Source organism: Rhizobium sp. R634 (genome assembly GCF_002211305.1).
Lineage (GTDB): Bacteria > Pseudomonadota > Alphaproteobacteria > Rhizobiales > Rhizobiaceae > Rhizobium.
This window is the reverse complement of sequence record NZ_LOKW01000023.1, coordinates 126,761-141,926: the sequence shown is the minus strand read 5'-3', so window position 1 is coordinate 141,926 and position 15,166 is coordinate 126,761. Positions and strand designations below refer to the sequence as shown.

At 59.5% G+C, this 15,166-nt stretch carries 12 protein-coding genes; 11 read left to right on the top strand and 1 reads right to left on the bottom strand.

Annotated features, from left to right (window positions below):
- Positions 1-44 precede the first annotated feature (44 nt).
- The 4 genes from ATY77_RS18645 to ATY77_RS18630 are packed head-to-tail and all read left to right on the top strand — an operon-like array spanning position 45 to position 5,111.
- A complete protein-coding gene (locus tag ATY77_RS18645; protein WP_013984695.1) occupies positions 45-1,598 on the top strand; it encodes a sugar ABC transporter ATP-binding protein in 1,554 nt (517 codons plus the stop codon).
- Positions 1,595-2,569 carry an ABC transporter permease gene (locus tag ATY77_RS18640; protein WP_088688509.1) on the top strand — a complete coding sequence of 325 codons (975 nt, stop codon included), beginning with the start codon at positions 1,595-1,597 and terminating at the stop codon, positions 2,567-2,569. The genes ATY77_RS18645 and ATY77_RS18640 overlap by 4 nt, the downstream gene beginning before the upstream one ends.
- Positions 2,570-2,580: 11 nt before the next feature.
- Positions 2,581-3,600, top strand: coding sequence for an ABC transporter permease (locus tag ATY77_RS18635; RefSeq protein WP_013984697.1), 1,020 nt, complete (start codon positions 2,581-2,583; stop codon positions 3,598-3,600).
- 23 nt (positions 3,601-3,623) lie between these two features.
- Positions 3,624-5,111 carry an NAD-dependent succinate-semialdehyde dehydrogenase gene (locus ATY77_RS18630; protein ID WP_088688508.1) on the top strand — a complete coding sequence of 496 codons (1,488 nt, stop codon included), beginning with the start codon at positions 3,624-3,626 and terminating at the stop codon, positions 5,109-5,111.
- Positions 5,112-5,850: 739 nt separating this feature from the next.
- Here ATY77_RS18630 and ATY77_RS18620 read toward each other — a convergent pair.
- Positions 5,851-6,957 carry an NAD(P)-dependent alcohol dehydrogenase gene (locus tag ATY77_RS18620; RefSeq protein ID WP_088688506.1) on the bottom strand — a complete coding sequence of 369 codons (1,107 nt, stop codon included), beginning with the start codon at positions 6,955-6,957 and terminating at the stop codon, positions 5,851-5,853.
- Between the two features lie 661 nt (positions 6,958-7,618).
- Here ATY77_RS18620 and ATY77_RS18615 point away from each other — a divergent pair.
- From ATY77_RS18615 to ATY77_RS18585, 7 genes are all read left to right on the top strand, one after another.
- Positions 7,619-8,707 (top strand): substrate-binding domain-containing protein, encoded by a 1,089-nt coding sequence (locus tag ATY77_RS18615; RefSeq protein ID WP_088688505.1) that lies wholly within the window; start codon positions 7,619-7,621, stop codon positions 8,705-8,707.
- Positions 8,708-8,763: 56 nt separating this feature from the next.
- On the top strand, positions 8,764-10,290 hold the full coding sequence (locus tag ATY77_RS18610; protein ID WP_190237667.1) for a sugar ABC transporter ATP-binding protein: 1,527 nt from the start codon (positions 8,764-8,766) through the stop codon (positions 10,288-10,290).
- Positions 10,291-10,299: 9 nt separating this feature from the next.
- The gene (locus ATY77_RS18605) at positions 10,300-11,241 is read left to right on the top strand and encodes an ABC transporter permease (protein ID WP_088688503.1); all 942 of its coding nucleotides are present in this window, start codon (positions 10,300-10,302) and stop codon (positions 11,239-11,241) included.
- 5 nt (positions 11,242-11,246) lie between these two features.
- Complete coding sequence (locus tag ATY77_RS18600) at positions 11,247-12,245, top strand: ABC transporter permease (protein WP_088688502.1); 999 nt, start codon at positions 11,247-11,249, stop codon at positions 12,243-12,245.
- Positions 12,246-12,307: 62 nt separating this feature from the next.
- Positions 12,308-13,408, top strand: coding sequence for an NAD(P)-dependent alcohol dehydrogenase (locus tag ATY77_RS18595; RefSeq protein ID WP_088688501.1), 1,101 nt, complete (start codon positions 12,308-12,310; stop codon positions 13,406-13,408).
- 11 nt (positions 13,409-13,419) lie between these two features.
- The gene (locus ATY77_RS18590) at positions 13,420-13,731 is read left to right on the top strand and encodes a putative quinol monooxygenase (protein ID WP_088688500.1); all 312 of its coding nucleotides are present in this window, start codon (positions 13,420-13,422) and stop codon (positions 13,729-13,731) included.
- A gap of 70 nt (positions 13,732-13,801) precedes the next feature.
- Positions 13,802-15,064: an NAD(P)/FAD-dependent oxidoreductase gene (locus tag ATY77_RS18585; protein WP_088688499.1), complete on the top strand. Its 1,263-nt coding sequence runs from the start codon at positions 13,802-13,804 to the stop codon at positions 15,062-15,064.
- Positions 15,065-15,166: the final 102 nt, after the last annotated feature.

Genomic DNA, 15,166 nt, shown 5'->3' with positions numbered 1-15,166 from the left:
TCGTAAAAGCCGCCTTGGCGGACGTTGCGGGTGGGAGGTCTGCGATGGGCAGCGAGATAACAGTCAGAATGGTAGATGTCGCCAAGGCGTTCGGGGAGACGAAGGCACTCAAGAAGTGCGACTTCGAGGCCCGGGCCGGGGAGGTGCACGCCATCGTTGGCGAAAACGGCAGCGGCAAGAGCACGATGGCCAAGATCATGTCGGGCGTTTTGCACCCGGACGCAGGCAAGGTCACGATCCTGGGTGAAAAGGTTGCCTCGCCCGTCGACGCCAAGCGGGTCGGCCTGACCACCATCTTCCAAGAAGTCCTGGTTGCTGACGAGGCTAGCGTATTCGAGAACCTCTATGTCGGTCGCGACGGTGTTTTTCGTTCGCAGTCGACCGGCGATCGGCGGAGCGAAGCAGCTGAAATCCTGGCGCGGCTCGTTGGAAAATCCGTAGACCTCGATCAACTGGCAGGCAGCCTGCCGCTCAGCATCAAACAGTGGATCGTCATCGCACGGGCTATTCTTCGCAGGCCGCAGGTGCTGATCCTCGACGAATCTTCGGCCGCGCTCGACCTCGACTCGACCCTCCGGCTCCACGCGGAAATCGACCGCCTTCGTGCCGAGGGCGCGACGATCCTCATCGTAACCCACCGGATCGCGGAACTCGTGCGTATCGCCGACCGTGCGACGATCCTGCGTGATGGGATAACTGTCGGTACGCTCGGAAAGGATGAGATTACCGAGGAAAACCTGCTGTCCATGATGACGCCGGCAGATCGGCGCGCCAGCGATGCGACAGAATACGCCTCCCGAAAGAAGGCGCTATCGGCCCCTCTCATACTAACCGCGACGGGTCTCGCCGCGCACAGGTCGGCGCGCCTATTCGATTTCGACCTTCCCAAGGGGAGCATCGTCGGCGTAGCCGGGCTTGATGGGCAGGGGCAGGACGCTTTTATCCGCGTCTTGGCCGGCATCATCCAGCCGTTCGGTGGCGAGGTGAAGGTCCGCTCGGTTGATACGGACAAGATGATCGCGCTGCAATCGCTCGACGATGCGGCGAAGCTCGGTGTTTCCTACGTCTCCGGGGATCGCAAGCGCGAGGGTATCTTCCCGCAACAAAGCATCTTCGAAAACCTCGCCATCGGTGTCTACAGGAAGACGCTCGGACCCCTGGGCGTGATCCGCAAGCCCACGCTGAAATCCATGTTTAAGCGCGAAGTGGATCGTCTGCGCATCAAGATCGGCAGCCCGTCGAACAGGATCACCTCACTGTCGGGCGGCAACCAGCAGAAGGTGCTTATCGGGCGCGCCTTCGCAAACGATCCCCAAGTCATCCTCCTGAATGACCCCGCGCGCGGTGTCGATCTCGGCACTAAGCGTGACCTCTACCGGGAGTTACGTCTGTTCGCTGAAAAAGGCGGCAGTGTCATCTACGTCTCGAGTGAGATCGAGGAGTTCATCGGGTTTGCCGATCGCGTCGACGTGTTCTTCGGGGGAACGTTGTTTCGATCCCTGACCGGCGAGGAAATCGCCGAGGCACCAATCCTCGCCGCTATGTTCGGGAAAGCCCGGGACGCTTCCGTTGATTTCGATCTGGAAAGGACCGCATGATGTCCGTAACCGCTTTCCGTCAAGTCACGCAGGACCGCTCGTTGTTCGTTCCGGCCGGGCTTTTCCTCGTCCTCCTTTGCGCTGTCGCCTTCCGGGGCCAGGGTCTGTTCACGAACAATGGTCTGGCCGGAGCCATTCTGGTTGCAACGCCGCTGATCCTGACCACGCTCGCGATAACACCGATCGTCATGGCGGGCCGCGGAGCGGTGGACCTTTCCGTGGGCCCGCTCATGGGCTTCGTCAACGTCACGCTCATTACGTGGCTCGTCGGCAACGGCATCACGCACCCGTTGGCCATCATTGCCTGGGCGGTGGGATTGGGAGCAGCGTTCCAGCTGGTGCAAGCACTTGTGATCATCTATGTGCGCGTCGCGCCCATCATCGTCACGCTCTCCGGTTTCCTCGTTCTGTCGGGCGTCAACCTGATGGTCATGTCGCGTCCCGGCGGTGTCGCTCCAGACTGGATGCTAAGCTGGGGCGCGGGAACGAGCATATTTTCGCCTGTCCTGTTGCTTCTGCTCGGCGCTTTCGCAATCTGGGGCGTCCTGAGGGGCACGATGTTTTACCGCAACCTGCGGATGACAGGCGCTGACGAGCGGATGGCCTATACCAGCGGTGTGCAGGTCGACGTAGTGCGCATCATCGCCCATACGGTCGGCGGCGTTTTTGCTGGGCTCGCCGCATTGAGCTACACCGCGCTGATCTCATCCGGCGACCCGACCCAGGGCAGCACCTACACGCTGCAAGCGGTGACGGCGCTGGTCCTTGGCGGAGCTAGTCTCTCCGGGGGCCGCGGCGGTGCGCTCGGCTCGACGCTCGGCGCGATCAACATGTTCCTCATCTCGTATCTTCTGTCCACTTTCAACTTCGGGACGGTTTCCGGCTTCGTCACGCAACTGGCCTTTGGCCTGATCCTCGTTGGGTCACTTCTCGTGAACGTCTTCGTCATCAGCCGCCGCACTGTCGCGTGAGGAGTAAGGAAATGATCTCCACTGTCTTGAACACAGAAATCGGCGCGACCCGTGGCGCCAGCCCTTTGCGCAAGCACAAGAGTATTTCGATCGGCTTCTGTCTCCTTGCGTGTCTGCTCATTCTTGGAGCCCTGCTCGTGCCGGGCTTCGTGTCGCCGCAGAACGCGCGATCGATCCTCCTTCTCGCCGCCTTCCTTGGGCTGGCGTCTGTTGGGCAGACGCTCTGCGCGCTCGTTGGAGCGCTGGATCTTTCCATCCCATACATCATCGGTGGCGCCAATATCCTGCTTCCAAGCCTCATGGTGGCGGGTCTTCCCGCCCCCGTCGCCATGATCGTCGTGCTTCTCCTTGGCATTTTGGTCGGGGCTTGCAACGGCGCCCTCAGCTTCCGGCTGCAGGGTCAGGCGCTGATCATGTCGCTCGGTCTTGGTTTTGCCGCCGTCGGGGCGGTCCAGATCTACACCTCGCTCGGATCGCAGTTCGGCGGTACCGTCTTTGCGCCCGTCCCCGGATGGCTTCGCAACCTTTCGGCGTTCAATGGCAGGTTCTTCGGTCTGCCATTTCCACCGGTTATCGTCATATGGGCTTTCATCGCCGTCGCTCTGGGCTGGATAATGCACAACACCTGGTTTGGCCGGAGCCTCTATGCTGTTGGCGGGAGCCGCACGGCCGCCGCCCGCCTCGGAATCTCGGAATTCAAGATCTGGACAGTGATCCACAGCGTCAGCGGGGCGATGTCGGCACTCACCGGAATGCTGCTCCTCGGTTTCTCCGGCGGCGGTTTTGTCGGGGTCGGTGATCCCTATCTGTTCACCACCGTGGCGGCGGTCGTTATCGGCGGAACGTCTCTTCTAGGCGGTGCCGGCGGGTATGGAGCGACGGTCCTCGGCGTCCTCGTCCTTACTGTCCTGACCTCGCTTCTCGTCGGCCTGGGGCTCAGTTTCCCGGCACAACAGGCCGTCGTAGGGTTGCTGATCGTCCCCATGGTCGCGATCTACGCCCGCTCACCACACATCCGTAATCAGATTTGAACGTTGCATCGAAAGGAATACCAATGGCTATCTCCACCGCTCTACTGGATCGCCTGAAAGACCCCTCCCTGGTACGCGAGGAAATGCTGGTAGGAGGCGAGTGGCGAAAAGAGGGCGCGAGCGGCAAGACGATCCAGGTCCACAATCCCTCGACCGGGGACGTGATTGCGAGCCTCCCGAGCGCAGGACTCCAGGACGTCCGCGAAGCCATCGACGTCGCCAAACTCGCCCAGAAAAAGTGGGCCGCACGATCGGGCAAGGAACGTGCCGGCGTCATGCGGAAGTTCTTCGACCTCGTCACGGCCAACACCGAGGACCTCGCGATCATCCTGACGTCCGAGATGGGCAAGCCTCTGGCCGAGGCACGCGGAGAGGTCGCCTACGGCGCTTCCTACATTGAATGGTTCGGGGAAGAAGCCAAGCGCGTTTACGGCGACACCATTCCGGGGCATCAGGCCGACAAGCGCCTGATAGTCATCAAACAGCCCGTCGGCGTGGTGGCGGCCATCGCGCCCTGGAACTTTCCTTCCGCCATGGTCTGCCGCAAGATCGCCCCGGCGCTGGCATCCGGCTGCGCCATCATCTTCAAGCCGGCCGCCGAAACCCCATTGTCGGCCCTTGCTCTTGCCATACTCGCTGAGCGCGCGGGAATACCTGGCGGCCTGTTCAGCGTCCTGCCGACAGACAACGCCCGGATGTTCGGTGAAGAAGTCTGCTCGAACCCCGTTGTCAAGAAGCTGACCTTCACAGGGTCTACCGAGGTCGGCCGAATCCTGATGGCGCAGGGCGCACAAAAGATCATGAAGCTCAGCCTCGAACTCGGCGGCAACGCTCCCTTCATCGTCTTCGACGATGCCGACCTCGACGAGGCCGTGGAAGGAGCGATGCTGTCCAAGTTCCGCAATGCCGGCCAGACCTGCGTTTGCGCCAACCGTCTCTACGTCCAGAGCGGGGTCTACGACCGCTTCATAGAGAAACTCGCGGCGCGGGTTTCCGCGCTCAAGGTCCTTGACGGGTTCGAGGATGGAGCCACCATCGGTCCGCTGATCAACGAGGATGCGGTGGCGAAGCTCTATAGTCACATCGATGACGCGGTCGGTAAGGGTGCGAAGATCGTTGTGGGCGGCGCAAGGGACGAGCGTGGTGGCACCTTCGTCCAGCCGACGCTTCTCTCGGAAGCCACGAAGGAAATGAAGGTCGCACGAGAGGAGACCTTTGCGCCGCTCGCTCCTGTCTTCAGGTTCAAAACGACGGAAGAGGTCATTGAACTGGCCAACGACACAGAGTTCGGTCTGGCCGCCTACTTCTACGCCAACGACCTTCGAAACGTCTGGAAGGTTACGGAGGCCCTGGAGTACGGGATGGTCGGCGTCAACACGGGCCTGATCTCCACGGAGGTTGCACCGTTCGGCGGCGTCAAGCAGTCGGGGTTCGGCCGCGAGGGCTCGAAATACGGCATGGATGACTTCCTTTCCATGAAATACGTCTGCATGGGCGGCATACAGTCATAGTCCAACGGCTGGTGGTGGGTCTTAAGGCTCGCCACCAGCAAGGTTTGAGCTCGTCACGGAAGCCCGATGACACATTCTGCAGAAGGCGGGGAGAGTCTTGGTCAAGACCGCGCCGACAGCCTTCAAAACGAGGCGGCCGACCGCGAGCAGGACCCGGCCGATCACGCTGCCCAGGCGAACGTCGAGGGCAGAACGGCAATGGAACGTCGGAACGTGCGGAGAGAGGCAGGGGCGAGACTCGGCTTTGTCGTGGGTCTGTCTGCTTAAGGCTTCCGTTGGCCCAACGCCTGATGACCCATCTCGAAAGTTTCGTTGGTATTTTTCGACGGGACGGAGAAAGCGCGCCACCGGCCACTCGCTGGCAAAATCATCGCCGATTGTCTGGCATTTTGCTGGTGGCACGTCGACGCAAGGCGCACGTGTCGGGGGACGCTCGGCCTGCCGGCCCGAGTGCTCTTATGGCCCAAGGGCAGCATCAGTTGAATGACGTGCGGTCGTCAACTGCCGCAAGGCCTTGATGAGGGGGGCACGGATCGCCGAGAAATTGCGCCGTCGCAGACTAATATTTTGACCTGGAAGAGCCCACTACCGTTACCGCGACCTGGTCGCGTTGCAATGATGAAACGGGGTTGCGCCTCACACCTGCGTTCCAGAGTGTCCGGGCGAGACCGTGACGACCACGGCCCCGCCGGACGTTGCCTTGGGAGGCTGACTTCTGGACAATGTTTGTGACGAGAGCTTAGTGCTTCATGCGCAGGATTGGCTTGATGACCTTGCCGCTCTCGGAATCGGCCATTGCCTCGTTGATCTGGTTTAGATCGTAGAACTGGACGAGCTTGTCGAACGGGAACCGTCCCTGCTGCCAGTATTCGATGAGCTCGGGTATGAATTTGGAGGGAATGCTCTGGCCTTCGACCACACCGACGAGCGTACGGCCGAACAGAAAGTTGCCGATATCGACGATCCCTTCCGTTCCGAGCGCGGACGATCCGACCAGTCCACAGGTTCCTGGGGTGCCGAGGCAATCGACCGCCTGGCGAAACACCTTCGGCGAGCTCGTGCATTCGAGACTGAAGTCTGCGCCTTCGGGAATGATTTCCCTGATCGCCTTGACGCTATCCCTATTGCGGGCGTTTATGATGTGGGTTGCACCCAGTTCAATCGCCAGTGAGAGACGTTCATCGTTAAGGTCGATCACGATAATGGTCGAGCATCCGGCGATCTTCGCCGCCATGACGGCTGCCATGCCGACCGCACCCGCGCCGAACACTGCAATGGAAGATCCCGGTTGGGGCTTGAGGCAGTTGAGAACCGCTCCGGCGCCAGTTTGCAGCCCGCAGCCCAGCGGTCCCATGAGTTCGAGAGGAACATCTTTGGAAACCTTGACCGCGTTGCGCTCGCTGGCGATGGCATAGGTGGCGAAAGAAGACTGCTCGAAGAAGCACCCGCTGATCTGGGTACCGTGTGAATCATGTAGCGGGCAACTGCCATCCGGCCGGGTGCCACGGAAATTTCTGCCGAAAAAGTCTTCACAATAATAAGGCGTGCCTCCCCGGCACTTCTCGCATTTCCCGCAATATGCGTAGCTTAGAGCCACGTGGTCGCCGGGCGAAAGCTCTTTTACATCGGCCCCGACCACTTCCACGACGCCGGAGCCTTCATGGCCGAGAACCACGGGCTGCGGTACGTCATATCCTTGGTCGCGAACAACCATGTCGGTGTGGCAGACACCGCTCGCCACGATACGGACGAGGATTTCGTCGGGGCGAGGTTGATCGATACCGATGCACTCCAGAACAAGAGGCTTTGCCTTTTCGCGCGAAATTGCAGCGTATGCTTCTTTCATAAAATGACTCCTTCAGTGCGCGCTCGGCCGGTAGGTGACACTTGTAGGCGTTCGCAGACAATCAGTCAATTATCTTCAGTGAGCCAAGATGCTCGCTGAGGCCATCCCAGCGCGTTACACGGACATGTAAAGAACCAAATCAATGTAATATCAATTGCTTCCTCAGGGCATTCGGCCGATCTAGATCTTGGTCCGAATTGTTGGCTGTCTTAAAACTGGAATTCGCGTGACAGATTGACTGACGTGGCGTTCATCGAACGCGCCGGCTGACGGTGGTGCCCGTATTTCCTGCCTCGCGGTCTCGTTTTCCGGGCGATGGTAGCGATTATGGCTCCAAACGTCCTTTTTATGAACCTCGCCGGCGAGGCGCGGTCTCCTCTGTTTCCTGTTGGCGCGCTCGTGGGGTGAGGTAACGGGTGGCTGCTTTGTCTTATTGCTATATCGAACCAAGCACCAATAAAAGAATAAATAAATCAGTATGATAACACAGAAGACACGTCGAAAAGCTGAAATTCAATATAGTTTATTGACAGATTGTCTGCTTATTCATAATGATGCGATCTGCCGTTTGTGGGGAGAATTCGGCGATGTCTGGAGGATAGCGGCGCTCCAGATCGCAGACAAAATGGCCACGTTGGGTGGCAAGAGGAGGAGAATTTCGATGAAAAGACGTACATTCCTACAGACGGGCAGTGCCTTGATTGCAGCTGGCGCGTTCGGAATACCGGGCATCCTGCGGGCAGAGGATACGATCACCCTGCTACCCGACACTTGGCCGTCCGAAGGGGAAAACCCCGTCGTCGACGCTGGTAAGTTTGCCAAGTCAGGTCTCTGGAAGATTGGTCACAGCCACTATGGCCTGGCCGGTTCGACGCACACCTATCAAACCGCATTCGAGGCCGAATACGAAATCAGCAGGAACAAGGCTCGTGTCGGCGACTATCAATTCCGAAGCGCCGACCTCAACGCCTCAAAACAGGTCGCCGACATCGAGGATCTGATCGCACAAAAGGTAGATGCAATCATCATTGCGCCGCTTACGACAGGCTCGGCCGTGGAAGGCATCAGGAAGGCGAAGGCTGCCGGCATTCCGACGGTCGTCTATCTCGGTCGCGTCGACACCGACGAATTCACGGTGCAGGTCCAAGGCGACGACTTCTACTTCGGCCGGGTGATGGCGCAGTTCCTGGTCGATAAGCTGGGCAACAAGGGAAAAGTGTGGGTGCTGCGTGGCGTCGCCGGACATCCGATCGATGCTGATCGTTATGCCGGGGCGATGGAAGTCTTCAGCAAGTCCGGTCTCCAAATCACCTCAACCCAGCACGGCAGCTGGTCCTACGAGGACTCAAAGAAGATAGCCGAAAGCCTCTATCTGTCTGATCCAGATGTCGCCGGGGTCTGGACTGACGGCGCGAACATGTCGCTCGGGGTCTTGGACGCGCTGCAGGAAGCCGGGGCTTCCACCATTCCACCGATCACGGGAGAAGCGCTCAACGGTTGGATGCGTCGTTGGAATGACGAAAAGCTCTCTTCGATTGGGCCCATTTGCCCTCCGGCTCTTTCGACGGCAGCCCTGCGTGCGGCCTTCGCGCTTCTCGAAGGCAAGCCGATCCAGCGCAACTGGACCAACCGGCCCAAGCCGATCGTCGACGACAATCTTGCACAGTTTTACCGCTCCGATCTCACGGACGCTTACTGGGCTCCGACAGAAATGCCGAATGAGAAGCTCCTCGAGTACTTCAAGGCCTGACGCATGGAGGGCGCGGACAAAGCGCGCCCTCTTCACCCTCGCAGATGGAAGTGTTCATGAGTATGCTTGTCGAGATGGTCGGCATCAACAAGTCCTTTGGTGCGGCCAAAGTCCTGTCGAATGTTCAATTTTCGCTTGAACGCGGCTCCGTCCACGCATTGATGGGCGAGAACGGGGCGGGAAAATCCACGCTGATGCGAATTCTGGCCGGCGTCTATCAACAGACCGCTGGACGCATCCGTCTGCGAGGAGAAGAGGTGACCTTCCGTTCCCCCAAGGAAGCGCGTCTCGCCGGGGTGTCGACAGTGTTTCAGGAGTTCACCCTGATCCCCAATCTCACGGTCGCCGAAAACATGTTTCTTGGACACGAACCGCGGCGTGCCGATGGGTCGATAGACACCGCCGAGGTCGTCGAGCGATCCCGCAAGCTGCTTGCCGACGTTTTCCCTCAACTGTACGCCACGGCGATTGTGGAAACGCTGACGGTTGCCCAGCAGCAGGCAGTGGAAATCGCCAAAGGTCTGACATCCAATGCCGATGTCTTCATTTTCGATGAACCGACCGCGGCACTAAACTCGACGGACGTCGCTCATCTCTTCAAGGTCATCCGCGATCTGAAGGCGCAAGGGAAGGCTGTCGTCTACATCTCGCATCGGATGAACGAGGTGTTCGAACTGTGCGACACCATCACCGTCATGAAGGATGGGGCTTGGGTAAAGACAGCCAGGGCAGAAGACTTCAATCTCCAAACGCTTGTGGCAAACATGGTTGGACGCGAGCTTCAGAATTTCTTTCCGCCGAGGGCGCAGACCATTGGGTCGCCGATGCTCGACGTGGCAGGGCTTCGTCTCAATGACCATGGCCCGCCAGTCGGTTTTTCCGTACGCACGGGCGAGATCATCGGACTGGCCGGGCTGGAAGGCCAGGGGCAGCGCGAAATCATGCGTGCGGTCGTCGGGGTCGAAACCGCCGCAGTTGTGACCGTCCGGCGTCGCCGCGACGATAGCATGATCGGTGTGAACGTATCCTCCGGCTTTTCGAGTGCGATCTCAGCCGGCATTGGTTTCATTCCTGAAGACCGCAAGCAGGAAGGCTTATTTCTTCGGCTTCCGATCTACGATAACATCGCACTTGGCAAGCAGTTGAACCGGAACATGGCGAGCGTTGCATGGCGTTCCATCTCCAGGGTTCACGATGTCATAAAGTCGCTCCGTGTTGCGGCTGCCGACCCAGCCTCGCCCGTCGGCAAACTTTCGGGCGGAAACCAGCAAAAGGTCCTTCTTGGCCGCTGGCTGCTTTCGGGGGTTGATATCCTTGTCATCGAGGAGCCGACACGTGGCGTCGATGTCGGCGCTAAAGCGGAAATCTATAAGCTGCTTCGCGACTTTGCCGATCGTGGCGGTGCAGTGATCGTCTCGTCACGCGAGCACCCCGAACTGATCGGGCTCTGTGACAACATCCTGGTCGTTCACGACAAAAAGATCGTCGGACAGATGCCCGCGCTTGATGCCACAGAGGAAACCATCCTGGGAACCGCACTCGGTTCGAACTCCGCGCACGATCCGCGCGCCGCTGTTCATTGAGGAGGATACATGAATACCGTCGCAAAGTTCCTGAAGGCACCCTATAGGGCGGGTGCGATCCGGCTGTCGATCGGGACGCTATTCGTGCTGGTGGTCGCCTCGGTTATCCTGCTTCCACAATTTCTGGCGCCGGAGAATCTGTCGAACCTGCTGGCCCAATCCACTGTTCTTGTCATTTCTGCGCTCGGCCAGACCTTTGTGATCCTGACGGGCGGCCTAGACGTTTCCGTTGGTTCGATCATCAGCGTGACGACTACGATCATGACACTCGACATGCCCGAGGTTGTCCGTGTCATGCTTTGCATTGCGGTTGCGATCGCATTCGGATTCTCGAATGGCTACGGCGTAGCCAGGCTCAAAGTCCATCCGATCATCATGACCCTGGCAACCATGGGTATCGGCCAGGGATTGGCGCTCATCATTCTTCCTATCCCCGGCGGGAAGGTGCCCGAATGGCTTTCGGCGTCAGTCGCGGGTTCCGTTGGGCCCGTGCCAAACTCGCTGCTCTGGCTGATCGTCGCCACGTTCGTTGCTGCCTGGTTGCTTTATCGCAGGCCGTTTGGCCTTTACCTGTTCGCTTCAGGTGGTAACGACTTCAATGCCCGCATGAATGGCGTCCCGGTCGAGCGCACAGTCATCAAGGCCTACATCCTGTCGGCGCTATTTGCTTGCGCTGCCGGGATGTTCCTCGCAGGTCGCCTTGCCTCGGGCGATCCCAAGGGGGGCGCCACATTCGGAATTGAATCCGTTACCGCAGCAGCGCTGGGGGGTGTTCACCTAGCTGGCGGTATCGGCAGCATCCTCGGCACTGTGGCCGGCGCGGCTATCCTCGGCATCGTCAACAACGTGATGAACCTCGCCAACGTCTCGGCATTCCTCCAGTCGGTCGTGAAGGGCCTTCTGCTGCTAGCACTCGTCGTCTCACAGCGTCGCAAAACGATCGGACTTTGAAAGAGATGGACCTCTCGATGACCACAACGGATGCGAAAATTGTGACGCCATCGCGCACTCTCACCGCCAGGCGCATACTTTCCTGGGTGCTCGGTTTGCCCCCGGCATATTACGTGCTCGCAATCCTGATCGCTGTGGCCCCCGCTGTAAGCGCGACGCTGATCAATCCAAACTATTGGTTCGTGATCCTGAAACAGTCAGCACCGCTTGGGATCGCGGTGCTGGCGCAATCTCTTGTCATGCGGGTGCGTTCTATTGATCTCTCGGTCAGTGGCGTTTTTGCTTTTTCGATCTATCTCGCCAGCTCCGGGCTCCTCAACAGTTACCCGCCCTTCGTCACGGTCCTGATGCCGATCGTCATCGGCCTTGCCGTCGGTCTGATCAACGGCGCCCTCGTGGCCTATGTCCGCGCCTCCGCGGTCATCGCGACGCTGAGCGTATCGGCGATCCTCATCGGGATCATCCAATTCATGAGTTCGGGCCGTGCACCGGGTTCGACACCAAGCTGGCTTCGCGTCCTGACGAGCGGGAACATCTACGGCCTGTCTTACTCCGTGATCGTCTGGATCGGGATTTCCGTTCTCGTCGCATTAGCGTTCCGCTTCTTGATCCTCGGGCGCTACTTCCGCGCTGTCGGCGACAATCCAAGGGCGGCGGAGATAACAGGCATACCTCTGGCCCGCACGATTTTTGTCTCCCATACGCTTGCGGGCACGCTGACAGGCATCGCCGCCCTGGTTCAGGTGTCGGCTCTGGCCGTTGGCACGATCAAGCCCGGCTTCGACACCTTCATGAACGCTCTCGCCGCGACGATTCTCGGTGGGGTGACGTTCGGCGTCGACCGCGGTGGCGTCGCGGGGCCTTTCGTGGCGGTCGTCGCCTTCAGTTTCCTCTTCGCGATGTTGACGGTGTTCGGCATCCAGGAGCCCGGCAAGCTGATCGTCCAGGGCGGGATCATCGCGCTTGCTGCGATCATTTACGGAGCACGCGTCGGTCGCGTCTAGCCGCAAGGATCTGCCAAACAGGTCATTCCCGGTGTCAACGCGGGAGAATGCAGGAGATAAGAATGGTGAAGATAACGGCGGCCGTGGCCGCAAAACCGAAAGCTCCGCTTGAGTTTCGTGAACTTGAGCTGGCGGATCCAGAAGGCAATGAAATTCTCGTGCGGACGGTCGCCACGGGCATCTGCCATACCGACCTGTTGCTCCGTGATGGGATATTTGGACCTCCCGCCCCGGTCATACCAGGACATGAAGGTGTTGGTATCGTCGAGGCCATCGGGGCGGACGTCCAAGATTTAAGGGTGGGCGACCACGTTGCGCTCAGCCAGAGTTCATGTGGCTTCTGCGGCGATTGCCGGCGCTCTCACCCGATGAACTGCCAGAACTACACCCAGTACAATCTGACGGGGCTTCGTCCGAACGGCAAGAAGGCCTTGCTGTGTGATGAAGTCGGCATCGGCAGCAACTTTGTCGGCCAGTCATCCTTCGCGACCCACATCCTGGCGACTGAAAACAACGCCGCGCAGCTTCCCAAGGATTTCGACCTGACGAATGCGGCCCCGCTCGGTTGCGGCATGGCAACGGGAGCAGGTACCGTCATCAACGCCATGAAGCCGGAGATCGGTCAAACCATTGCCGTGTTCGGCGCGGGAGCGGTCGGCATGGCTGCGGTGATGGCCGCCAAGGTCCGGCGGTGCAGCAAGATCATCATCATCGACCTGAACGAGCAGCGTTTGGCCATGGCTGAGACGTTGGGCGCGACCCACGCTATCAACGGCAGGGACCCAGACGTCGTGGAGCAGATCCACGCCTTGACGGGCGGCGGTGCCGATTTTGCCATCGACGCCGTGGGTATCATTCCCGTCATCCTGAACACGATCAAATGCACGCGGGCAGGGGGTCATGTCGTCCTCCTCGGGCTCGACGCGCTCGGCAAGGATATTCCAATCCCGCTGGACCTCATGGTCTTCAACCGGAAAATTCAGGGTGCCATCCTCGGGGATCAGATCCCGCAGCTCTTCATCCCCCAACTGGTCGAACTAAACCAGGCCGGCCTGTTCCCGTTCCAGAAGCTGATCACAAAGTATCCGTTCGAGAAAATCAACGAGGCCATCGCCGATGCCGAAGCTGGCCGCGTGATCAAGCCCGTCATCGTCTTCAATTAGGAGCTTCCCACATGCCATCGAGCAAGTCCGACGAACAGCATCTCATCGTTGAGTTTAAAACATCGACGCGTAACCGGGACCGTGTCAAAACACTGCTCCAGGAGTTTGTCGGCCCTGCCCGCGAGGAAGAGGGCTGCCTCTACTACAATCTCTACCAGCGCTCCGACGAGCCGAATACGTTCTTCATTCTCGATGGTTGGGCAAACGAGGAGGCAGCCGCGCGTCACGGAGAATCTGCGAACGTCAAGCGTGTTCTCGAACCGTTGCTTCCGTTGCTGGTAAGCCCCCCTTCCATCATTGTGAGCAGTCGCATCAGCGACTGAGCTTGCGATCGTGCAACACCGAAGGACGCGCTCGAGGTGGGTTTTTTTCAAAGGCTCGCGGGAGGACGAAATGGAGCATCGAGTTGTCATCGTGGGAGGCGGTTTCGCCGGTCTCCAATTGGCCAAGGATCTCAAATGTCCAAACCTTTCGATCACGATCGTCGACAGACGCAATCATCACCTGTTCCAGCCGCTGCTCTATCAGGTCGCAACGACCGTCCTGGCGACCTCCGAGATTGCCTGGCCCATTCGCGCAGTCTTCCGTGGAAGGAAAGATGTCACAACGCTTCTTGGCGAGGTCGTGGGCGTCGATGTCGAGAAGCGGCTCGTCTCGCTCAAGGGCGGTCATGCCATTCCCTACGATACCCTTGTTCTCGCAACAGGGGCCCGTCACGCGTATTTCGGCCGGGATGAATGGGAGCCTTTTGCGCCCGGACTGAAGGCGTTGGAAGACGCCACCACCATCCGCCGTCGTCTTCTCCTGGCGTTCGAAAAGGCGGAGCTGGAAACCGATCCCCAAGCGCGGGCCGCAATGCTGACCTTCTCGATAATCGGCGCCGGACCGACAGGCGTCGAGATGGCCGGGATCATCGCCGAACTGGCTCAAAGGACGCTTGTCGAGGAATTCAGAAACATCGATACGACTTTGGCGCGTATTCTTCTTGTAGAGGCAGGACCGCGTGTTCTGCCTGTTTTCCACGAGGCGTTATCGCAATACGCCGAGCGATCCCTTGCGTCGATGGGCGTCGAGGTTCGCACGGGACGGCCGGTAACCGACTGCACCGAGGAAGGTATATCGATCGGGGACGAGTTCGTCCCGAGCCGTACGGTCATATGGGCGGCGGGCGTGCAGGCATCCAAGGCCGCCGTATGGGTCGGGGCGGAGACAGATCGAGCAGGGCGGGCTATCGTGCAGCCCGACCTCACGATCTCAGAACACCCGGAGATCTTCGTTGTCGGCGATACCGCGAGCGTTAAGACCGGCGAGGGAATGCCGGTTCCTGGTATCGCTCCTGCCGCAAAGCAGCAGGGAAAATACGTCGCCCAGGTGATCAACGCCCGCCTTAAGCAGCGCTCAGCGCCGCCTCCCTTCAAGTACAGGCATCTTGGTAATCTTGCCACCATAGGGCCAAGCTCCGCGGTGATCGATTTCGGCAGGCTTCGGCTCAAGGGCTCCATCGCCTGGTGGATCTGGGGCTTTGCCCACATCTACTTTTTGATCGGAACACGGAGCCGCATGGCGGTCGCGCTGAGCTGGCTTTGGGCATTTACCTCCGGACACCACTCTGCCCGCCTTATTACCCAGAAGGAGACGCTGAAGGACGAGGTCTAGCAGGGATTTATCAGTGACGTGGCGGAAGCACGCCACGCTTTCGTGAGCATTGCGCGGAACGACCTTGTCACCTGCAGCTATTGAAGGAACGAAACATGAGCG